This is a genomic window from Nonomuraea sp. NPDC003709, from assembly GCF_040610775.1.
GTDB lineage: Bacteria > Actinomycetota > Actinomycetes > Streptosporangiales > Streptosporangiaceae > Nonomuraea > Nonomuraea angiospora_A.
Genome location: NZ_JBEXMW010000022.1, coordinates 124,385 through 143,788, shown reverse-complemented (window position 1 = coordinate 143,788; position 19,404 = coordinate 124,385). Strand labels below are relative to the sequence as shown.

Annotated in this window: 19 protein-coding genes; 8 read left to right on the top strand and 11 right to left on the bottom strand. The window is 69.3% G+C overall.

The window, feature by feature from the left end; genetic code table 11:
* Positions 1 to 82 precede the first annotated feature (82 nt).
* The 3 genes from ABZX61_RS48280 (at position 83) to sppA (ending at position 3,753) form a co-directional block, all read left to right on the top strand.
* Complete coding sequence (locus ABZX61_RS48280) at positions 83 to 1,288, top strand: histidine kinase (protein WP_355205321.1); 1,206 nt, start codon at positions 83 to 85, stop codon at positions 1,286 to 1,288.
* Positions 1,285 to 1,980 (top strand): response regulator transcription factor, encoded by a 696-nt coding sequence (locus tag ABZX61_RS48275; protein ID WP_355205318.1) that lies wholly within the window; start codon positions 1,285 to 1,287, stop codon positions 1,978 to 1,980. Before ABZX61_RS48280 ends, ABZX61_RS48275 begins: the two co-directional genes overlap by 4 nt.
* A gap of 75 nt (positions 1,981 to 2,055) precedes the next feature.
* The gene (sppA, locus tag ABZX61_RS48270) at positions 2,056 to 3,753 is read left to right on the top strand and encodes a signal peptide peptidase SppA (RefSeq protein ID WP_350729452.1); all 1,698 of its coding nucleotides are present in this window, start codon (positions 2,056 to 2,058) and stop codon (positions 3,751 to 3,753) included.
* A 4-nt stretch (positions 3,754 to 3,757) separates the two neighbouring features.
* Here the strand turns inward: sppA and ABZX61_RS48265 are convergent, their stop codons facing one another.
* Genes ABZX61_RS48265 through ABZX61_RS48245 form a run of 5 tightly spaced genes read right to left on the bottom strand, consistent with a single transcriptional unit; the run spans position 3,758 to position 7,672 of the window.
* Positions 3,758 to 4,240, bottom strand: coding sequence for a flavin reductase family protein (locus ABZX61_RS48265; protein WP_355205315.1), 483 nt, complete (start codon positions 4,238 to 4,240; stop codon positions 3,758 to 3,760).
* A 58-nt stretch (positions 4,241 to 4,298) separates the two neighbouring features.
* Entirely contained in the window at positions 4,299 to 5,234 is a 936-nt protein-coding gene (locus ABZX61_RS48260) for an ABC transporter substrate-binding protein (RefSeq protein ID WP_355205312.1), read from the bottom strand.
* A gap of 38 nt (positions 5,235 to 5,272) precedes the next feature.
* A complete protein-coding gene (locus ABZX61_RS48255; protein ID WP_355205310.1) occupies positions 5,273 to 5,965 on the bottom strand; it encodes an ABC transporter permease in 693 nt (230 codons plus the stop codon).
* Complete coding sequence (locus ABZX61_RS48250; RefSeq protein ID WP_350729446.1) at positions 5,962 to 6,642, bottom strand: ABC transporter permease; 681 nt, start codon at positions 6,640 to 6,642, stop codon at positions 5,962 to 5,964. The genes ABZX61_RS48255 and ABZX61_RS48250 overlap by 4 nt, the downstream gene beginning before the upstream one ends.
* Positions 6,635 to 7,672: an ABC transporter ATP-binding protein gene (locus ABZX61_RS48245; RefSeq protein WP_355205306.1), complete on the bottom strand. Its 1,038-nt coding sequence runs from the start codon at positions 7,670 to 7,672 to the stop codon at positions 6,635 to 6,637. Before ABZX61_RS48245 ends, ABZX61_RS48250 begins: the two co-directional genes overlap by 8 nt.
* A gap of 326 nt (positions 7,673 to 7,998) precedes the next feature.
* Between ABZX61_RS48245 and ABZX61_RS48240 the strand changes: the two genes are divergently transcribed.
* Positions 7,999 to 9,807 (top strand): hypothetical protein, encoded by a 1,809-nt coding sequence (locus ABZX61_RS48240; protein ID WP_355205304.1) that lies wholly within the window; start codon positions 7,999 to 8,001, stop codon positions 9,805 to 9,807.
* A 99-nt stretch (positions 9,808 to 9,906) separates the two neighbouring features.
* Here ABZX61_RS48240 and ABZX61_RS48235 read toward each other — a convergent pair whose 3' ends face one another.
* Positions 9,907 to 10,377, bottom strand: a complete 471-nt coding sequence (locus tag ABZX61_RS48235) for a hypothetical protein (protein ID WP_355205302.1) — start codon at positions 10,375 to 10,377, stop codon at positions 9,907 to 9,909.
* 89 nt (positions 10,378 to 10,466) lie between these two features.
* Positions 10,467 to 10,922 (bottom strand): carboxymuconolactone decarboxylase family protein, encoded by a 456-nt coding sequence (locus ABZX61_RS48230; protein ID WP_350729440.1) that lies wholly within the window; start codon positions 10,920 to 10,922, stop codon positions 10,467 to 10,469.
* A gap of 184 nt (positions 10,923 to 11,106) precedes the next feature.
* Between ABZX61_RS48230 and ABZX61_RS48225 the strand changes: the two genes are divergently transcribed.
* Complete coding sequence (locus tag ABZX61_RS48225) at positions 11,107 to 13,584, top strand: tetratricopeptide repeat protein (protein WP_355205299.1); 2,478 nt, start codon at positions 11,107 to 11,109, stop codon at positions 13,582 to 13,584.
* 31 nt (positions 13,585 to 13,615) lie between these two features.
* On the opposite strand, the gene ABZX61_RS48220 is transcribed toward ABZX61_RS48225, so the two are convergent.
* Entirely contained in the window at positions 13,616 to 14,059 is a 444-nt protein-coding gene (locus ABZX61_RS48220; RefSeq protein WP_355205296.1) for an SRPBCC family protein, read from the bottom strand.
* A 274-nt stretch (positions 14,060 to 14,333) separates the two neighbouring features.
* On the opposite strand from ABZX61_RS48220, the gene ABZX61_RS48215 reads away from it, so the two are divergent.
* Both ABZX61_RS48215 and ABZX61_RS48210 read left to right on the top strand, forming a co-directional pair.
* Positions 14,334 to 14,777, top strand: coding sequence for an Rrf2 family transcriptional regulator (locus ABZX61_RS48215; protein ID WP_355205293.1), 444 nt, complete (start codon positions 14,334 to 14,336; stop codon positions 14,775 to 14,777).
* 132 nt (positions 14,778 to 14,909) lie between these two features.
* On the top strand, positions 14,910 to 16,307 hold the full coding sequence (locus tag ABZX61_RS48210; RefSeq protein ID WP_355205290.1) for an MFS transporter: 1,398 nt from the start codon (positions 14,910 to 14,912) through the stop codon (positions 16,305 to 16,307).
* 209 nt (positions 16,308 to 16,516) lie between these two features.
* Here the strand turns inward: ABZX61_RS48210 and ABZX61_RS48205 are convergent, their stop codons facing one another.
* Positions 16,517 to 16,990 carry a hypothetical protein gene (locus ABZX61_RS48205; RefSeq protein ID WP_355205288.1) on the bottom strand — a complete coding sequence of 158 codons (474 nt, stop codon included), beginning with the start codon at positions 16,988 to 16,990 and terminating at the stop codon, positions 16,517 to 16,519.
* 204 nt (positions 16,991 to 17,194) lie between these two features.
* On the bottom strand, positions 17,195 to 17,596 hold the full coding sequence (locus tag ABZX61_RS48200) for a hypothetical protein (RefSeq protein WP_350729431.1): 402 nt from the start codon (positions 17,594 to 17,596) through the stop codon (positions 17,195 to 17,197).
* 386 nt (positions 17,597 to 17,982) lie between these two features.
* On the opposite strand from ABZX61_RS48200, the gene ABZX61_RS48195 reads away from it, so the two are divergent.
* Entirely contained in the window at positions 17,983 to 18,432 is a 450-nt protein-coding gene (locus ABZX61_RS48195) for a nitroreductase family deazaflavin-dependent oxidoreductase (RefSeq protein ID WP_355205285.1), read from the top strand.
* 90 nt (positions 18,433 to 18,522) lie between these two features.
* Here the strand turns inward: ABZX61_RS48195 and ABZX61_RS48190 are convergent, their stop codons facing one another.
* The gene (locus ABZX61_RS48190; protein ID WP_355205282.1) at positions 18,523 to 19,347 is read right to left on the bottom strand and encodes an alpha/beta hydrolase; all 825 of its coding nucleotides are present in this window, start codon (positions 19,345 to 19,347) and stop codon (positions 18,523 to 18,525) included.
* Between the last annotated feature and the right edge of the window lie 57 nt (positions 19,348 to 19,404).

Genomic DNA, 19,404 nt, shown 5'->3' with positions numbered 1-19,404 from the left:
CGACATCGGCGGCGGGGTCGTCCTCGAGATGTACTCCGCTCCGCCGATGTCCCCCATACGCCACGAACAGGACAATGTGTGAGTGTCACTGATCAGAAGGCGATGGCGGGACCTGCTCCGCGCGGAGCACAATCCCTCGCGTCGCGCGCTCGTGTTCGACGTCCTCCTCGCGGTCGCCTTGACCGTGCTGGCGGTGGTGGCGACGGGACCCGCCGTGGACGCCGTCCACAGCGTCGACCCCCTGCGGCTGCCTCCCCCGCCCCGGCTCGTCCTGCCCACCCACAGTGACGCGGTCGATCCCGGTCTGCTCTTCGCGGTGGCGCTGACGGCGTTGCCGCTGGCCGTACGGCGGCTGTATCCGTTGACCGCCTTCTGGATCGTGCTGCTCGCCGCCCTGGCCACCGATGACGAGGCGACCTGGGTCACCGTGGCGACCTGCGCCATCGCCGCCTACGGAGCGGTCGCCTACAGCCGCAACCGGCTGGTGGCGCTGGGCGGTCTGGTGCTGGCCACCGTACTGGCGGGGATGGCCTTCAAGGATGCCGTGGCGGGGTTGCCGAGCTGGCTCGGGCCGTTCGTGGTGCTGCTCGGCGCGGGGGTCATGGCGAGCTTCGTCCGGTTCTGGCGGCAGCAGCTCGCCGAGCGGGACGAGAAGCTCCGCCGGGCCGTACAGGCGGAGCGCTCGCGCATCGCCGGCGAGCTGCACGACGTCGTCACCCACAATGTGAACGTGATGGTGATCCAGGCGGGGGCGGCGCGCAAGGTGATGGACACGACGCCGGAGCGGGCCAAGCAGGCCATGCTCGCGGTGGAGACCAGCGGCAGGGCCGCCATGGCCGAGCTCCGCCACGTCATGGGCCTGCTGGCCGCCTCCGGCAGCGGGTCCGACCTTCTCGAACCGCAGCCCGGGCTCGACCAGCTCGACTCGCTCATCGAACGCGTGCGCGCGGCCGGGGTCCCGGTCAGCGCCGAGATCGGTACGCCGGAGGGTCCGGTGCCGCCCGGGGTGGGCCTGGCCGTCTACCGCGTCGTCCAGGAGGCGCTCACCAACACGATCAAGCACGCGGGCGGCGCCGCCGTGTCGGTGGCGATCAGTCACACCGGCGACTGGCTGGACATCGAGGTCGCCGACCGTGGCGGCATTCCCGCTGCCCGCGCGGGGGACGGCCAGGGCCGGGGGCTGATCGGGCTGCGTGAACGGCTGGCGCTCTACGACGGGACCCTGGAGGCGGGGCCGCGGAGCGGCGGAGGCTTCGTGACGAGGGCGCGCCTGCGGTGGACGGCATGAACGAGGCGCCCCGCGTGGTCATCGCCGACGACCAGGCGCTTGTACGCAGCGGGTTCGGGATGATCCTGGCCGCCGACGGGATCGAGGTGGTCGCCGAGGCCGCCGACGGGGTCGAGGCGGTCTCCGCCGTCCGGCGGACCCGGCCCGATCTCGTGCTCATGGACGTACGGATGCCGCGCCTGGACGGCATCGAGGCCACCCGGCAGATCCTGTCCGGCGGCGCGGACGGGACCCGCGTCCTCATCCTGACCACGTACGACCTCGACCACTACGTCTACGCGGCGCTCACCGCCGGGGCCAGCGGCTTCCTGCTCAAGGACGTCTCCCCCGAACACCTGGTGGCTGCGGTGCGCCTGGTGCGCACGGGGGACGCGCTGCTCGCGCCCGCGATCACCCGCCGCCTGATCGAGCGCTTCGCCCGCCACGACGAGCCCGCTCGCCGCGTCGTGCACGGCGACCTGTCTCAGCTGACCCCGCGCGAGCTGGAGGTCCTGCGCCTGCTCGCGACCGGCATGAGCAACGCCGAGGTCGCCGACCGCCTGGTGCTGAGCCCGACGACGGTCAAGACGCATGTCGCGCGCATCCTGTCAAAGCTGGAGCTCCGCGACCGCGTCCAGGCCGTCGTCCTCGCCTACGAGACCGGCCTGGTCAGCCCCAGCACGTCGGCTCCGATCACGCGTAAAGCTCCTTGAGGCCGACCAGGCGGACGCCTTTATGAGCCATAGATCCCTAAACGCATTTCGTATTGTGTCGCTTAGGGTGGCTTCATGGAGGCAGGAAAGGCGATCTTCGAAACCGTCGACAAGCTTCGTCAGCGGCGCACGGCCCCGCTGGTGCTGGAGCTCGATCTCACAGAGGGCCTCACCGAGGGCCCGCCGGCGGACCCGCTCGCCGCGGTGCTGTCCATGCGTAAGACGCGCCTGTCCGACGTCCTTTCCGGGCTCAGGCGCGCCAGGCAGGACTCCAGGGTCAAGGCGCTGGTGGTGAGGATCGGGGGCAACCCGCTGGGCCTGGCCATGGTGCAGGAGCTGCGCCAGGCGGTGATCCAGTTCAGGGCGTCGGGCAAGCTGACCGTCGCGTTCTCGGAGACGTTCGGGGAGTTCGGCGGCGGTACGGTGCCGTACTACCTGGCCACCGCGTTCGAGCGCGTCTACCTGCAGCCGAGTGGCGACGTCGGGCTGACCGGGGTGGCGCTGGAGCAGCGCTTCGTCAAGGGGGCCCTGACGAAGCTGGGTGTCGGGTACGAGGCCGGGCAGCGGCACGAGTACAAGACCGCCGTCAACACCTTCACCCAGGACCACATGACCGAGCCGCACCGCGAGTCCATGGGCCGCATCGTCGAGTCGGTCACCGAGAGCCTCAGCGCGGGCATCGCCGACGGGCGCCGGCTCGACGCGGGCAAGGTGCGGGAGCTGATCGACCGCGGCCCGTTCACCGCCTCCGAGGCGCTGGAGGCCGGGCTGGTCGACGGGCTGGCGTACCGGGACGAGGTGTACGAGCAGGTCAAGCAGGCGGCGGGCGACGACTCGCACCTGCTGTACGTGTCCAGGTACGCCAGGGGCGCGGCCGTGCGGAAGCTGCCGCACCCGACGGCGGACGGGATCGCGCTCATCCACGGCACGGGCATGATCAGGACCGGCCGCAGCGGGCGCAGCCCGCTCGGCGGGGGCGGGGCGATGGGCTCCGACACGATCAGCGCCGCCTTCCGGGCGGCCCGGCGGGACGAGCACGTCAAGGCGGTCGTGTTCCGGGTGGACAGCCCCGGCGGCTCGTACGTGGCCTCCGACACGGTCTGGCGCGAGGTGACCCTCACGCGCAAGGTCAAGCCGGTGATCGTCTCGATGGGCGACCTGGCGGCGTCCGGCGGCTACTTCGTGGCGATGGCGGCCGACGTGATCGTGGCCCAGCCCGGCACGCTGACGGGCTCGATCGGCGTGTACGGCGGCAAGCCCGTTGTGGCAGAAATGCTCGAAAAAATCGGCATAAATTCGGAAATGGTGGCGTCCGGGGCCAACGCGGGAATGTTCTCTACATCTCGCGGTTTCTCCCCCGAGCAATGGGACCGCGTGAACGCCTGGCTCGACCGTATTTACGATGACTTCGTGGGCAAGGTCGCCGCGAGCCGCGACCTGACCCGGGAACGCGCGCACGAGCTGGCCCGCGGCCGCGTCTGGACCGGCGCCGACGCGCACGCCAGCGGGCTCGTGGACGAGCTGGGCGGCCTGGAGGACGCGCTGGTCCTGGCCAGGAAGCGGGCCGGCCTCCCCGACGATGCCCCCGTACGCGCCTACCCCCGGCTCAACCCGCTGGAGCGGCTGCGCGGGCCGGACTCGAGCGAGGACAAGTCCGCCGCCCTGGCCCGCCTGCGCCTGGACGCGTGGGGCCCCCTCGCCCGCCTGTCCGCCGAGCTCGGCCTCCCCGCCGCGGGCCCGCTGCTCCTCCCCACGTGGTACGTGATCCGCTGAGGGCTCACGACCCGATCGGGCGGTAGCGGGAGCGGAGCCGTACCAGAGGCTGGAGAGCGGCCTCGACGTAGGGGACCGCGAGGACGGTGGCGATGAAGAGGGTGTGATCCCCGGCCGGGACCACTTTGGTGGTCTCGGCCTCCAGGGCGGCCACCCCGCCCTCCACCACCAGCGCGTCCGAGTGCGTTCCCCGGTGATGCGGCGTGCCCGCCAGCAGCAGCCGGGCGCTGGGCCGGCCGGGGGTGGCGAAGCGGCTGGCGATGGCCGCCTGGCCGGACGACAGGAGCGAGGCCGCCCAGCGGTCCTGCCGGAGCAGGACCTCGTTGAGGTAGCCGCCGCTGGCCAGGCTCACCAGGAGGAGCGGGGGCTCCAGCGAGACGGACATCAGCGCCGACACCGTGGTGCCGAGGTCGTCGCGCCCATCGCGTACGGTCACCACGGCCACCCCGGCCGCGAGCTGCGCCATCGCCTCCGTGAACTCGCTCACGGCACGAACCTAGCGGTGCGGGCCCCCGGACGGCGGGGACCCGCACCGGAAAACGGCGTCAGCCGAGACCGTTGGAGGTCAGCCATTCCTTGGCCACGGTGCCGGGCTCGTCCTTGTTGACGGAGATCTTCTGCATCATGTCCAGGAGGGACTGCGTGGTGAGCTTCGCCGAGACGGCGTTCAGCGTGGTCTTGATCGTGTCGTTCGCGGCCGCCTTGTTGAGGAGCGGCGTCACGTTCTGGGCGGGGAAGATGTTCTTGGGGTCCTGCAGCGGCACCAGGTTGTTGGCCGTCATCTTGGGGTCGGTGGTGAACACGTTGCCGACCTGGATCGTGCCGTCCTTGATCGCGTCAGCGGTGGTCGGGCCCGTGGGCTTCCACTGCTTGAACTCGATCCCGTAGACCTCCTTGAACCGCGCCTCCCACCGCTTCTTGAACTCGGGCGGGCCGCCGACGACGAAGTCCTTGGAGACCTTGGCCAGGTCCTCCATGGTGTTCAGCGACTGCTTGGTCTGGGTGTCCTTGGAGATGGACAGGCTGTCCTTGTCCTCGGCCGGGGAGGAGTCGAGCACCTCCAGCTCGGCGGGGAGCTTCTCCTTCAGCGCGGCGTTGACCTCGTCGGTGGTCGCGGCCGTGTTCTTGAGGTCGACGAAGGCCAGCAGGTTGCCGTTGTACTCGGGCACGATGGTCAGGCCACCGCTCTTGACCTGGTCGATCACGACCTCGCGGCTGCCGATGCGCGGCTTCTCCTCGACCTGCACGCCCTTGGCCTGCAGCGCCTGGGCGTAGATCGACCCGAGCAGCACGCTCTCGTCGAAGTCGAAGGATCCGATGACGGCCTTGCCCCCGCCCCCGCTCGAAGCCGAACCGCTGGGGGCCGCGCTCGAGGTGTCGAGCGGGTTGCCACCAGTGTTGCCACCGCCGCCACCGCCACAGGCGGCCAGCGCGAGCATCGCCGAAACGAACACCCCGGCGATGCCGTACTTGCGTCCCATCTTGCTTTTCCCTTCTAAGCGGGAGGTAATACAGGAGACTATCGGACCTTCAGCCGCTGGCTCACGCCCGGGGAGACCGTCACCCTCTGGGCAAGCGTGAACAATATCTGGACCATCAGGGCAAACAGCACAATCAGTACTGAACCGCCGACGACGCTCGCGTAATCCTTCGTCGCGAAACCGTCGATCACGAACCGCCCCAAACCACCGAGCCCGGTGTAGGCGGCGACGGTCGTGGTGGCCACGACCTGGATCGCCGACAGCCGGCATCCCAGCAGGATCAGCGGCAGCGCGACCGGGACGAGCACCCGCCCGAGCACCTGCCCGCCGCGCAGCCCCATCCCGTACGCGGCGTCGCGCAGCTCGGGATCTACGCCCTTGATGCCCTCGAACGTGTTCACCAGGATCGGCGGCACCGACAGCAGCACCAGCGGGACGATCACCGGCAAGCTGGACGCCGTGCCCAGCAGCAGCACGAACATCACCAGCAGGCCCAGCGTGGGCAGCGCCCTGGCCAGGTTCGCGGTGACGGCGACCAGCACCTCGCCCCGGCCCGTGTGGCCGATCAGCAGCCCCAGCGGCACCGCGATCACCACGGCCAGGACCAGCGCCAGGGCCGAGAACTCCAGGTGCTCCAGCAGGCGCATGGGGATGCCGTCGGGGCCGGACCAGTTGGCGCCGTTGCCGAAGAAGTCGGCCAGCCAGCCGAAGAAGTCGGTGAGCCAGCTCACGATCCCTGCCCCCTTCGGGCCCGTACCCATGGAGTGAGCAGCCGCTGCGCCAGCACCAGCAGCCCGTCGGCGACCAGCGCCAGCGCCACGATCAGCACGATCCCGACGATCACCGGCGGCATGAACGGGTTCTGGTACGCCCGCGTGAACAGCCCGCCGAGCCCGCCCTGCCCGATCAGCGCACCCACGCTGACCAGGCTGATGCTGGAGACCGCGACCACCCGCAGGCCCGCCAGCACCACCGGGACGGCGATCGGCAGCTCGACCGCGAGCAGCCTGCGCAGCGGCGTGAACCCCATCGCGATCGCCGACTGCCGCACGTGGTCGGGCACCGAGCCGAGCCCGTCCACGACGGCCGGGATCAGCACGGCCATGCCGTAGAAGGTCAGCGGGATGATCACCGTGGTCTGCGACAGCCCGGTCACCGAGATCAGCAGCATGAAGACCGGCAGTGAGGGGAGCGCGTAGACGACGTTCATGAAGCCGGCGGTCGGCTGGTAGAGCCAGCGCCAGCGCACGCAGGCCAGCCCCAGCGGCAGCGCGACGACCAGCGCGAACAGGATCGGCACGAGGGACATGGTCAGGTGGTCGAGGAGCAGGTTCTTGATGCTGTCGACCCGGCCGGTATCCCAGTTACGCCCGATCCATTCCCATATGGAAGGAGGGCCGTCAGCCATCTGCCGCCTCCGAGAGCGCCTTGTCGAGCGTCTCCCTGGTGGCCACGCCGACGACCTTGCCCTGCTCGTCCACGGCCACCGCGCAGCCGGACGGCGACAGCAGCGCCGCGTCGAGGGCCGTGCGCATGGAGTCGCGCCCGTACACGAACGTCCCGTACGGCTCCAGCTCGTCGGGCCGCTCCCGGGAGACCCACCCGGTCGGCCTGCCGTCCTCCATGACCAGCCGCCACGGGTCGTCCGCGGTGTCGGTCAGGTCGGTACGCAGCCGCAGCCCACCCGTCGAGATGAACTGCAGCCGCCGGATCCCCCGGTCGTGCCCCAGGAACTCCTTCACGAAGTCGTCGGCCGGCTCGGACAGCAGCGTCTTGGGAGCGGCGAGCTGCGCCAGCTTGCCGCCCACCCGCAGCACCGCCACGCGGTCGCCCAGCTTGATGGCCTCGTCGATGTCGTGCGTGACGAACACGATGGTCTTGTTCAGCTCGGACTGGAGCCTGAGCAGCTCGTCCTGCAGGCTCGTGCGCACGATGGGGTCGACCGCGCTGAACGGCTCGTCCATGAGCAGCACGGGCGGGTCGGCGGCCAGCGCCCTGGCCACGCCCACGCGCTGCTGCTGCCCGCCCGAGAGCTGGAAGGGGTAGCGACCGGCCAGCGCCGGGTCGAGGCCGACCCGTTCGAGCAGCTCCATGGCTCTGGCGCGGGCCTTCTTCTTGTCCCAGCCGAGCAGGTACGGGACCGTGGCGATGTTGTCGACGATCTTGCGATGCGGGAACAGGCCGGCTTGCTGGATGACGTACCCGATGCCGCGTCGCAGCGTCGGCGGGTCGATGCCCTGCACCGGCGTGCCGTCGAGGAGGATCTGGCCCTCGGAGGCGTCGATCATCCGGTTGATCATCCGGAGGGATGTGGTTTTTCCGCAGCCCGAGGGGCCGACGAGCACGGTGATCTCTCCCGTGGGCGCCTCGAGGTCGAGACGGTCCACGGCGACCGTTCCGTCTGGGTAGCGTTTGGTGACAGCGTCGAATGTGATCACGCGCGAACTCTCGCTTCAGGCTTCTGTGGCAGGGGCCGCAGCCCCCGTGCCACGACCGCCGCATGATCTATCGCAGCACAGACTACGGCGATCCGGACCACCGTGTCGTCCTGGGATCCAGCTGAAACGCTTCAGTTGAGCTGGATATTTACCCCAAATGTTGAAGTGGTAGTGCGCCGGACCGTGGTGTCTTGGCATGATTACCTCCACGAACTTCTGACCTATACCTCCACAAAGTCCTGACGAACACCCCGAACGAAATTCACGAACTTCAGCCCCGCACCCCTCACCCTCAGCGTCCGCTCACAGCAAGAGGATCCGGCCCCGTGTCTCAGCCGCTCACCGATCAGCGCCGACGCGCCGAGTTGATCGCAGAGCTCTACGACCGCCATGCCGCTGGGCTGTTCGCGTACTGCGCTGACCAGCTCGGCGACCTAGGCTCCGCGTCCGACGTACTGGTGACCTTGTTCTCCAGCGTCGCCGGCGTTCCCTCCGCCGCCGAAGCGCCTCGCGCCGCTCTCTACGCGTTCGCCCGCCGCGAGATCCACCGGCGGGACATCGTCTTCGCGCCCCCCTCCGTCGATCCGCTGATCGACCCCGCCTCCGCCCTCGTCGAGCGCACCTTCCGCGAGCTGCGACCACACCAGCGTGAAGTGCTGGTGCTGTGCGCGGTCTGCGGGATGAGCAAGGCGGAGCTGGCGTGGGTACTCGACGTCGCCCCCGACACCGCCGAGGAACTGGCGGTGGGGGCGGCCCACCACTTCCGGCACGCCTTGGTGACGGCGCTGTCCTCCACCGGGGTCCGCGTGCCCAAGCCGGTGGCGGACGTGTACGGCGCCCTGGGCGTGGCCCCGCTCGCCGACATCATCGGCCGCCTCCCCTGGGCGCAGCCGCCCGGAGCCCTCCGGATCCACTTCGCGGGCTCCCGTTCCGCCAGCCCCGGCCCTCTCTTCGTCAAGCCCCGCTGGCCCAGCCCGCCGATGTGGCCCCAGCCCCTGGCTGACGGGGACCCGGCGACCAGCACGGTCATCTTCCCGGCCGAGCTGCTGACGCCGCCGTCGCCGTCGCACGTGCCCGAGCACGCCGCCACCACGGCCCCGATGCCCAAGCTGAACAACTCCCCGGAGTCCGCACCGCGCCGCGGAGAATTCCCGGCCTCGCACGTCCCCTTCGGAGAAGCCCCGACCTCAACGCCACGCTCGTTCTTCGGAGACGGCCGGACCTCGACTCCGGTCTCCTTCTTCGGAGACGGCACGGCCTCGACCGCCCGCTCCCCCCTCAGGGACCCGTTGGCCTCCGCCCAGCGTCTGCACGATCCGCTGGGCCCCACCCCGTCTCTCAGAGATCCTCTGGCGGCGGTGGACGGCGCACGGCCCGACCAGCCCGGCACACCACACACAGCTCCACCCTTCACAGGGAGGACCCCAGTGCCGCCTTACATCCATCCGTTCTTCCAGGACCCGCCCGACGAACCTTTCGGCGGTCTGGAACCCTTCGCGACCGGCGACGTGATCTTACCCAGGGACACCCCTGAGCCCTTCGCGACCGGCGACGTGATCCTGCCCAGAGATGTCCCGAGGCCGTTATCGGACGACGACGGCGACATCCTGGCCCCCAGGGACCCGCACCCCGACGTACTGGTGCACAAGGGCCCCGCCCGCCCGCTCCAGCAGCCGCCGCGGACGAACGAGCCGGCCCGCGACGCGGCGCCCCTCTTCCGCCCCCGCCCCAAGTCTGCCAGGCGCACCAAGCCCGCCAAGTCCCCCAAGCCGGCCGAGCCCGTGAGGCCCGCCGAACCGGTCTACCGCCTGCCCCTGTACGACAAGGCGCCCCCGAAGCCTCCCACCCTCCCCAGGCCCTCCTCCTCATCGAGCAGGAGAACCCCTGCTCCACCTGACGAGGAACCCCAAGGGACCTTCGCCTCGCCGGCCCCGGAGCCCTCTCTCCTGGCTCCGCGCCCGGTCCGCGCCCGTCCGGTGCCCAAGAAGCGCCCGGAGTACACGGCCCGGCCCGAGAAGCCCCGCCGCCGCCAGGACCGGCACTTCGACTGGGCCTGGGAGGTCGTCGGGTTCCTGATCTGCGTGGCGATCGCCATGATCGTCTTCTTCTCGATGCCCGCGTTCCTCCACCCGTGAGGTGCGTCGTCGTATCGGCTCGGCAACTGACCCCGTCGAGCCGATCGTCGGACGTGACGCGCATCCCCTTCGCTTCGGCGGGTGGGAGCTGGGGAGTCCTCAGCTCGCCGCCCGCTTCACGAGCGCGCTGATCCTCGCCTCGCCCTCGGCGGTCAGCTCCGTCAGCGCGAAGGCGGTCGGCCACATGGTGCCGTCGTCGAGGTTCGCCGGGTCGTTGAAGCCGAGGGTCGCGTACCTCGTCTTGAACTTCTGGGCGGGCTGGAAGAAGCAGACGATCTTGCCGTCCTTCGCGTAGGCGGGCTGCCCGTACCAGAGCTTCGCCGTCAGGGACGGGGCGTCGGCCTTGACGATGGCGTGGATCCGCTCGGCGATGGCCCGGTCCGCCTCCGCCATCTCGGCGATCTTCTCGAGCACGTCCCGCTCCGTGTCGGCCTTCGCGCCCGAACCGCGGCGCGCGGCCTTCTTCAGCTCCTGGGCGTGCTCCTTCATCGCGGCCCGTTCGTCGTCGGTGAACCCGTCGAACTTGCCGGCGGCCGCGGTGCTCTTGGTGGCCTTCTTCGTTTCGCTCATGGTGAGAATCTCCTTGTCTGCGAGCCATCTGTCTTGCTGGGTGGCCCCGGGCGACGGATCAGTGGATGTCGCCCGGGGACCGGCGTGCCCTACCCCCACGCGCCGGCGATCTGCCGGGTGGTGGCGTTGAGCCGGTTGAACATGTTGGTGACGCCGATCATCAGGACGATCGCGGCCAGCTGCTTCTCGTCGAAGTAGGTGGCGGCGCTGTCCCAGACCTCGTCGTTGACCGCGTCGGCGCGGTCGGCCAGCCGGGTGGCGGCCTCGGCCAGCGCGAGCGCCGCCCGCTCCTCATCGGTGAAGTACGGGGTCTCCCGCCAGGCGGCGACCGTGGCCAGCTTCTCCTCGCTCACCCCGGCCTTGCGGGCCGTCTTGACGCCGCCGTCCACGCAGGCGCTGCAGCCGTTGATCTGGCTGACCCGCAGGTGCACCAGCTCCAGCGTCTGCCCCTCGACCCCGCCGGAGTGCACGGCCTTGAAGATGTCCTGAATGGGCTGCATCGCGCCGGACAGGATGACGGCGGGGTTCTGCATACGGGACTGCATCGGGTTTTCCTCTTTCAGGTCTGTGCCCCGTTCCCTCGGGGGCGTGACTCCATGACAGCCTGTGGAGGGCTACGATGACGACGTCCATGGGACACTCTGGGACAGTTGATATGGCTCTGACCAGCGGTGACCGCCTTCGAGAAGTTTCCGCCGGTGTGGGACAGAAAGACAGGGAACGGTGGCTGTGCACCAGACGGCAGCGAAGGCCGACCCGAAGGACGAGCTGGCCGCCCGCCTGCGCCTGCTCCAGGAGCTGTCGGAGCGCGGCGTGCGGGCCCTGGCCCGGGACGCCGGCCTCAGCTCGTCGTCACTGTCGCGCTACCTCAGCGGCCAGACGTTGCCACCCTGGCCCGCCGTGGTCGCGCTCTGCCGCCTCCTCAAACGTGACCCCCGCCCGCTGCGCCCCCTGTGGGAACGGGCCTCCAACCCCCTGCCGGCTCCCCCGAAGACCAGCCGCCAGGTCCAGCCCCCGTCGCCACCCGCGGGAGCTCCGCGCCCGCCCCGCAACGACCTGCCGCGCGACGTGCCCGACTTCACCGGACGCGAAGCCCAGCTCGCCGCCGTGCTCGCCGGCGTGGACAGCAGCCGGGTGGTCGCCATCGACGGCATGGCGGGCGTCGGCAAGACCTGCCTGGCGGTGCACGCCGCGCACCGGCTCGGCGCCGACTACCCCGACGCCCAGCTCTACCTGGACCTGCACGGGTTCACCGCCGGACGGGAGCCGCTCGGTCCCGATCCCGCGCTGCGGGCCCTGCTCGCCGCCCTCGACGTCCCCTCGGAGAAGATCCCGCAGGAGGGCGGCATCGAGCCGCTGGCCGCCTGCTGGCGCTCCGAGCTGGCCCACCGGCGGGCCGTCGTGGTCCTCGACAACGTCGCCGACGCCGACCAGGTCCGCCCGCTGCTGCCCGGCGCCGGCCCCTCCGTGGCCCTGATCACCAGCCGCAACCGGCTGCTGGGCCTGGACGAGGTGCCCCCGGTGTCGCTGGACGTGCTGACCCCGCAGGAGAGCGCCGAGCTGCTGGCCCGCGCCAGCGGCGACCCGGGCGGGCCCGACAGCCGGCTGGCCCGCGACCCGGAGTCCGCCGCCGAGGTGGTACGGCTGTGCGGCCAGCTGCCGCTGGCCCTGCGGCTGGCCGCGGCCCGGCTGCGGCACCGGCCGGGCTGGACCGTGGGCATCCTCGTCGAGCGGATGGCGGAGGGGGCCACCGAGTTCGACACGGCGTTCGCCATGTCCGTACGGCAGCTGGACCGGACGCAGCGCCGCTTCTTCCGGTTGCTGGGCCTGATGCCCGGCTCGACCTTCGACGAGTACGTGGCGGCGGCGCTGGCGGACATACCGCTGCGCAGCGCCCGGGCGATGCTGGAGGACCTGCTCGACGCGCACCTGGTCCAGCAGCCGGCGGCCGGCCGCTACCGCCTGCACGACCTGGTGCGCCAGCACGCGCGCCGGGCCGCCGCCGAGCAGGACTCACCGGCGGACCTGGAGCAGGCGCTGGGCCGGGTGCTCGACTACTACGTGCACGCGGCGGCCGCCGGTGACGCCGCGATGTCGTACCTGTCCCCCGTCCGGGAGGTCTCCGCGGGCCGGCCCCCGGCCGAGCTGCCGCGGTTCGCCGGCAAGCACGCGGCCCTCTACTGGTTCGCCACCGAGTACACCAACCTGATGGCCGTCTTCGAGGCGGCCGTCGCGGCCGGAGCCGACACGCACGTGTGCGAGCTGCCGCGCTTCATGCGGGCGTTCTTCGCGCGGCGCTGCGGCACGACGCACCTCAACGTCCTGTTCGAGCGGTCGCTGGTGGCCGCGCAGCGCCTGGGCGATCCGGTACAGCTGGCCGAGGCGCACAGCGACCTGGGCTTCGCCCGGTACAACGCGGGCCGGATGGCGGAGGCGGAGGCCGCGTACGAGGCGGCGGCGCCGCTGGTGACCCAGACCGGGGACACCAGGTCGGAGGCCGAGCTGACCATGCGCCGCGGCTACCTGAGGTGGGACGAGGGCTACGTCGAGGAGCCGCTCGACCTCTTCCGGCTGGCCGGCAAGCTGTACGCGGACGCCGGCTGCCCGATGGGCACGGTCCATGCGACCGCGTACGAGGCCTGGGCGATGCTGCAGCTGGGACACCGCGAGGAGGCGGCGCGGCTGGCCCGCGTGGCGCTGGACATGCCGCACGCCGACCCCGCGTGGCCACCCACGCTGACGGCCAGGATCACCCTCGGCGTGGCCATCGCCCCCGAGGCGCCCGGCGAGGCGCTGGAGCACCTGGAACAGGCGCTGACGCTGGCCCGCGAGGACAGCCACAAGCACAACGAGGCGTGGTGCCTCAACTGCATGGGCGTCGCGCTACGGCAGATGGGCCGGTACGAGGAGGCGCTCGCGAGCCACCGTCAGGCGTTCACGCTGCTGGACGAGCTGTTCGAGGAGCATTGGAAGATCCATTTCCTCAACGGCTACGCCGAGACCTGCCGGCTGGCGGGCCTGCCCGAGGAGGCCCTGCGCCTGCACCGGCAGGCGCTGGAGCTGGCCCCGAAACTGGGATACCGGTACGCGGAGGCCCTGGCCCACGAGGGGATCGCCGCGGTCCTCGACGAGAGCGACCCGCCCACGGCCGCCGAACACCGCACAGCCGGTCAGGCCATCCTTCAGGAGCTCAAACCGGAGACCTGACACGACCGGCCGTCCCTACCCGGGCAACCGTTCACATCAGCGTTGGAGCTCGGCCGACGAGGATGTCCGCGCGGGCGACCTGCACCTGGCGGGCCTTGCGGACGGCGTACCGCAGCACCGGGCCCAGTCTCGCGTGCACCGTCAGCACGTCCTCGACCGCGGTCCCCATGCCGACCGCGGTCAGCCCGAACCGATAGTCGAGCCGCACTCCGCCCGGGCTGTCCACCTCGCCCTCGATACCGTCCTCGGTGGCGCGTAACGTCACCTCGATCAGGTTGTCGTACTTCGCGAAACCGAAGAAGCGGAACCGCTCCACGGCCACGAACCGGATCTTGCCGGGCGCCCGGCGCACGTCGCGTACCGCCACCACGAGCGGCGACAAGCCGACGTAGTTCGACGGCTCGCTGAGGTGCGCGAGCACCACGGGCGGCGGAGCAGGAACGTGAAAAGCGTGGCGGAGCACGGTGCCCGGCATCGTTCACCTCACAGTCGTCGAAGGACTGCAACCGAGTATGACGCCGGGGGTACCCCGAACCGTTCGGGGAGGCGGGCCACCGCGGCCGGGTCGACGAACGCCGCATCGGCGGATCATCAGCCCGCGGCGAGGTGGACAAGGAGGTCGAGGCTCTGGGGCGGCGCGGTTGTCATCACCGCGAGGCCTCGTGTTCTTACGACCCGGGATTGACGGGTAGCCATACCGCAACTAGTTTGATTGCAGTATTGCGGATGTCGGCCGAAGGGTGAGAGCAGTGAGCCTCAGCAGTAGGAGTGCTGTCGCGATTCATGCGCTCACGATGTTGGGTCGCTGGGATCGCTCGCTGACCTCGACCGAGATCGCCGACAGTCTGGCGAGCAATCCCGTACTCGTGCGACGCATCCTCGGCAGCCTGCGGGACGCGGGTCTGGTGTGGTCGACGGAAGGCCGCGGGGGCGGATGGTCGCTTGCTCGTCCCGCTCGTGAGATCACGCTCTACGACGCGCTTGTCGCCGTAGAGGCAGGGCCGTTCCTGTCGCGGCACGCCCATCCACCCAGCGACGCGTGCGAGGTCGGCCGCCACATGCAGACCCTCCTTGAGACGGAGTTCCGGGAGGCCGAACAGGCCATGCAGGAGCGCCTGGGTCAGACGACCATCGCCCACCTGGTCCATCAGGTGCTGACCAAAGAGCGCAAACCGGCGGCACGGCACCGGTAGCCGGATAACGGCGGAGAGGACGTCTCCGCCGTTTCTCTTAACCTTAACTGTAACCAATCTGGTGGCAGTAATGGCCGCGCGGAGGGACGCCGAATGACAATCACATCGAGCAGAACAGGACGAACCGGTTCTGTGCCGGCACTGCTGGCTGTGTTGATGCCGGCGATGCTCGCCACGGTCGTCGCCAGTGACATGGTCAATCTGATGCTCCCCTCGATCGGTGAGGAGTTCGGGGCTTCAGAGGCCGAGCTCGCCTGGGTGGTCACCGGTTTCCTGCTGATGTTCTCGGTCGGCATCCCGTTCTACGGCCGCATCTCTGACCGGGTCAGTCTGCGGCGTCTGTTCTGCTTCGCTTTGGTGACTTACGCCGCGGGGAGCCTGATCTCCGCGCTTGCGCCGGGGCTCCTGGTGCTCGTGCTCGGACGGATCGTGATGGGGGTGGGCGCGGCCGGGTTGCCCGTGCTGTCGATCATCGCCGTCACCAGGCTGATGCCTGAGGACAAGCGAGGGATGGGGATCGGCGTCGTGTCCGCGGCCACCGGGATCGGTACCGCCGCAGGACCGGCCATCGGTGGTGGGATCGGCCAGTTCCTCGGCTGGCCCGCACTGTTCTGGATGATGCTCGTCGTCGCGCTGGCGCTGGTTCCCGCGGCGTGGCGCGTGCTACCAGGCGAGCGCCCGGCCGGCGCGGGCCGCTTCGATCTTCCGGGTGGCATCCTGCTCGGGCTCGGCGCCGGGCTCATCCTGTTCGGGATCACCCAGGCACAGGCCGCCGGTGTCGCGACCCCGTCGTCCTGGGTCAGCCTCGTGGTGGCTGTGGTGGCGTTCGTGCTGTTCGGGTGGCGCACGGTCCGCCTCGCGGATCCGTTCGTCCCGCCCGCACTGTTCGCCAGCCCGATCTACCGGGCCGCGGTCGTCGTCGCGTTCCTGGCCATGGTCGTCAATCTGGGTGGCATGGTGTTCGTTCCGCTGCTCGTGGTCGACGTCAACGGTCTCGAGCCGGGCGCGGGTGCCCTGGTGATGATCCCGGCCGGAGTCGCGGTCGCCGCCCTCTCGCCGTTGATCGGTCGCCTCGCCGACCGCATCGCGACCCGACTGCTCGTGCTGCCGGGGCTGGTGGCCGTGGGGCTGTTCTCCCTGTTCCTCTCGACCTTCGCGGGAGGCAGTTCGGTGATCCCCGCAGGACTCGGGATCCTCGGGCTCAGTGTCGGCTTCTTCTTCGTGTTGACCCCGATCATCAGCGCGGCTGCGAGTGCGCTTCCGCCCGACCAGGCCGGCGTCGGGCTCGGAATCCTGCAAGGAGCCCAGTTCCTCGGCGCCGGCACCGGTCCCGCTCTCCTCGGCGTGCTGGTGACCGCGCGACAGCAAACCGTTACTGATGCCTTCAACCCCCTTCATACCGGGCAAGACGGTGCTGCCTATTCCGATGTCTTTCTGGCCATGGCCGTGATCGTCGTCCTCGCAGTGATTGCCGCGTTCAGGATGCGTCCAGGAGCCACATCGTCCCACCCCGATTCCCAGCCAGTTTGAGAACGATCGTCGTGTCAGGAGGCACCTCAGGTATCGGGGAGGGGCTCGCACATGCCTATCTCGACCGGGGTGATCAGGTGGTCGTCAACCACCGCAATCCATAGCTGATCACGCCCTGACCATCCGGGCGCGAGCCGCACCACCTTCACGGCCCGCGCCCCCTTTCTTCCGCCTCCTCTTCCCTACGTATTCTGGAGGTTCCTACGGCGTCATCTCGTCCAGCACCTGGGGTTCCACGTGACGCTCTTGTTGCCGGAATACGTCCCCTGAGTGGTGTCAACGATCTGGATGCTTCCATCGGGGTACTTGTAGATCAGCTTGACCTGGTACGTCTGCACGATCTCGGAGATCCGCGCCGAACGGTTCGGGCCGACGGGCATCCAGTATGGGCAGAGGGACTTCAGGTTCCGGGGGAACCACTCCCCATGGGACTGCTCAATAATGTGGTCCCTCGCGGTGGAGTTGTACTCGGCGCCCAGTCCGTTCGCCCACGGGTTGAACGCCACGTCGCTGCTGGGATAGCTGCACACCTGATAATTGCCCTTGTCGAAGTCGGGGCTCTCCCTGCCGTCGGCCACCCCCCAGGTCTCCGTACCGCTGCAGGATTCGTAATAGCGCGTGGAGCCGGTGGGCGTCACCTCCACCGTGATCGACGGCCCGTCGGCCCTGGCAACGGTGGGCATGCAGACCAATGCCGCGGTCATCGCCGTTGCCACGGCGCCCACGCCGGCGCGCGCCGGCGGACCGCGGAGGGCGTAGGCACACGACCCTTCCCGGCCCCACACGCGTTCGCCCAGGTCAATCCCCAAATACAGGCTCACGTGTGACTACCGACCGCGGAACCCCGGTGAACTAAGACACCGGAATTCGCGCGAAGGCGGCCCTGATCAGCCGCAGTGCTCAAGAGGTGAATAGTAATACTTGGGCCCGTATGTACCGCCCCACGAGATACACCGGCCTGCGGCATTGATCTTCACCGGACCGGCATAGGTCGAGTAGCGACCACTGTCGAGTCTTACCGACTCCCAGTCTCCAAGACTTATCCTCGCCGAGACCCAGGTGCTGTCCGGGCTGTCCTTCCACGTGACCACGCAGTTGGTGCTGCCGTTATAGAGCAGGTAGATGGTGGCTGCGCCAAGGTCATGGCTGTCGATGACGTGGTAACTGCCGCCGCCGCATGCGTCGATCGGTGATGATGCGGCGTTCGCCGGGCCGCTCACGGCCACAGAACCGGCGAGCATTGCCACGGTGGTGAGGATGAGTGCTGTTCGCTGTTTGAGCTTGCGCATTGGCTTCCCTGTCGCTTCCTTGGTGATCTTTACGGACGAGGGAGATACGCCGGTAGAACGTTCATGTCCCCCACGGCCGTCCCAACATCACTTGCCGAGGGTGATAGTACCTCATTCTAGAGCATGAGCTCTATTATCGTCGCGGTCGCGGTTCGTCCCCAGTTTCGTGACCACACCGCATACCGCTTCTTAACGGCTTCACCGGCTCTGAGCTGGCGTTTTGTCGCTTGGCCAGCTAGCTAGGGGTGTCTTGGGTTGTGATCATCTGGTGGGCCTGCCGGGTAAGCCGGGCGGGACACTTGTCGGCAGTGTGGTGAGGATGAATCCGCGCGGCGGCCGTGTTGAACTGCTCAACATCATCTGTAGGCGACGATGGGATGGACGCGATGCCTCTTGAGGGCGAGTACGAGCCGAGTCCGGCGCAGTGGGTGCGCGAACAGGTCGAGCTGTACGAGAGCTCGGACGGCACGCAGGGGACGACGCTCTGGGACACGGGACTGCCCGTCGTCATTCTCACGACGCGCGGCGCCAACAGCGGCAAGATCCGCAAGATCCCGCTGATGCGCGTGGAGCACGAGGGACGGTACGCGGCCGTGGCCTCGAAGGGCGGTTTCCCGAGCCACCCGGTCTGGTACTTCAACATCAAGGCCGACCCGCACGTGGAACTCCAGGACGGGCCCGTACGCCAGGACATGACGGCCCGTGAGATCACCGGGGACGAGAAGGCCGAGTGGTGGGAGCGCGCGGTCGCCGCATATCCGCCGTACGCCGAATACCAGGGGAAGACCGATCGGGTGATCCCCGTCTTTGTGCTGGAGGCGGCGGCCGGGAGCTGATCGGCTACTGAGACCGGAACGTATGAGCACACGTCACGCGTCGGCCCAGTTCCCAGGCAACCCGATGCTGATCACAACCCAAGAAACTCCCTAGGTCGTCGTTCTGGTTAGGACATTGATGAGGATGGCGGCAAACTCGGCGGGCTGGGACCAGTAGCCGGTGTGGTCGCCCGGGAAATCGATCACGCTCTTCCCCCAGCGGTCGGCCAAGGCGAGGCTGGGACGGTAGGCGAAGTGCTGACGGGAGTCCCGACCTCCGGCCATCACGATCCGCTCCCGCTGGGCGTCGAGGGTCACCAGATCGGGACGATAACCGGGTGCCTGCCGTACTTCGTGATCAAGGAAGAAGCCGATGTTGGCGGACAGGCGGTGGATCAGTTCGGGGTCGATGTCGGCCGGTCGCTGGAGCGCGTCCAGGCCGATGCCGGTCATGAACATCCGCATCGCCGGTTCCACGCCGTCCCGCCCATAGGTGTCGTACACCTCCTGGAAGAACGCCCGCCACCTGGGGGCATCGGCCAGCACCTCGGCCAGGGGTGGCTCATGGGCGACCAGCCTGGTGACCAGGTCAGGGCTCTGGCTGATCAGAGCGAGTCCGATGACCGCGCCCGCGCTGCTGCCGAAGACCTGCGCCGGCCCCCTCGCAACCGCCCGTAGTAAGCGACGCGCGTCGTCGATGTGGGTATCGCCCCAGGCGCTGTTGTCGAATGGTCCGTTGACGGTGCTTCTGGAAAACCCTCGCCGGTCGTAGCTGATGACGGTGTAACGAGGGGCGAGCAGGTCCGCGACGGCGTCGTACAGGTCGGCGTCGCCGTTGCTCCCGGGGATCAGCAGGAGCGCGGGCCCTTGCCCGCGCACCTGGTAGTGGAGGCGGGCACCGGGCACGTCCAAGGTGTGGGTCTGCTTGACGGGCATGGCGATGATCCTTTCCTTGCTTACCTGTCGTAAGGTAAGCAAGGCTACTAACCGGCC

Excerpts from the sequence above, each read along its gene's own strand:
- ABZX61_RS48275 (WP_355205318.1), top strand. The coding sequence starts at position 1,285 with ATGAACGAGGCGCCCCGCGTGGTCATCGCCGACGACCAGGCGCTTGTA.
- sppA (WP_350729452.1), top strand. The coding sequence starts at position 2,056 with ATGGAGGCAGGAAAGGCGATCTTCGAAACCGTCGACAAGCTTCGTCAG.
- ABZX61_RS48260 (WP_355205312.1), bottom strand. The coding sequence starts at position 5,234 with ATGGGACGCAAGTACGGCATCGCCGGGGTGTTCGTTTCGGCGATGCTC.
- ABZX61_RS48250 (WP_350729446.1), bottom strand. The coding sequence starts at position 6,642 with ATGGCTGACGGCCCTCCTTCCATATGGGAATGGATCGGGCGTAACTGG.
- ABZX61_RS48235 (WP_355205302.1), bottom strand. The coding sequence starts at position 10,377 with ATGAGCGAAACGAAGAAGGCCACCAAGAGCACCGCGGCCGCCGGCAAG.
- ABZX61_RS48230 (WP_350729440.1), bottom strand. The coding sequence starts at position 10,922 with ATGCAGTCCCGTATGCAGAACCCCGCCGTCATCCTGTCCGGCGCGATG.
- ABZX61_RS48220 (WP_355205296.1), bottom strand. The coding sequence starts at position 14,059 with ATGCCGGGCACCGTGCTCCGCCACGCTTTTCACGTTCCTGCTCCGCCG.
- ABZX61_RS48205 (WP_355205288.1), bottom strand. The coding sequence starts at position 16,990 with ATGCCCACCGTTGCCAGGGCCGACGGGCCGTCGATCACGGTGGAGGTG.
- ABZX61_RS48200 (WP_350729431.1), bottom strand. The coding sequence starts at position 17,596 with ATGCGCAAGCTCAAACAGCGAACAGCACTCATCCTCACCACCGTGGCA.
- ABZX61_RS48195 (WP_355205285.1), top strand. The coding sequence starts at position 17,983 with ATGCCTCTTGAGGGCGAGTACGAGCCGAGTCCGGCGCAGTGGGTGCGC.
- ABZX61_RS48190 (WP_355205282.1), bottom strand. The coding sequence starts at position 19,347 with ATGCCCGTCAAGCAGACCCACACCTTGGACGTGCCCGGTGCCCGCCTC.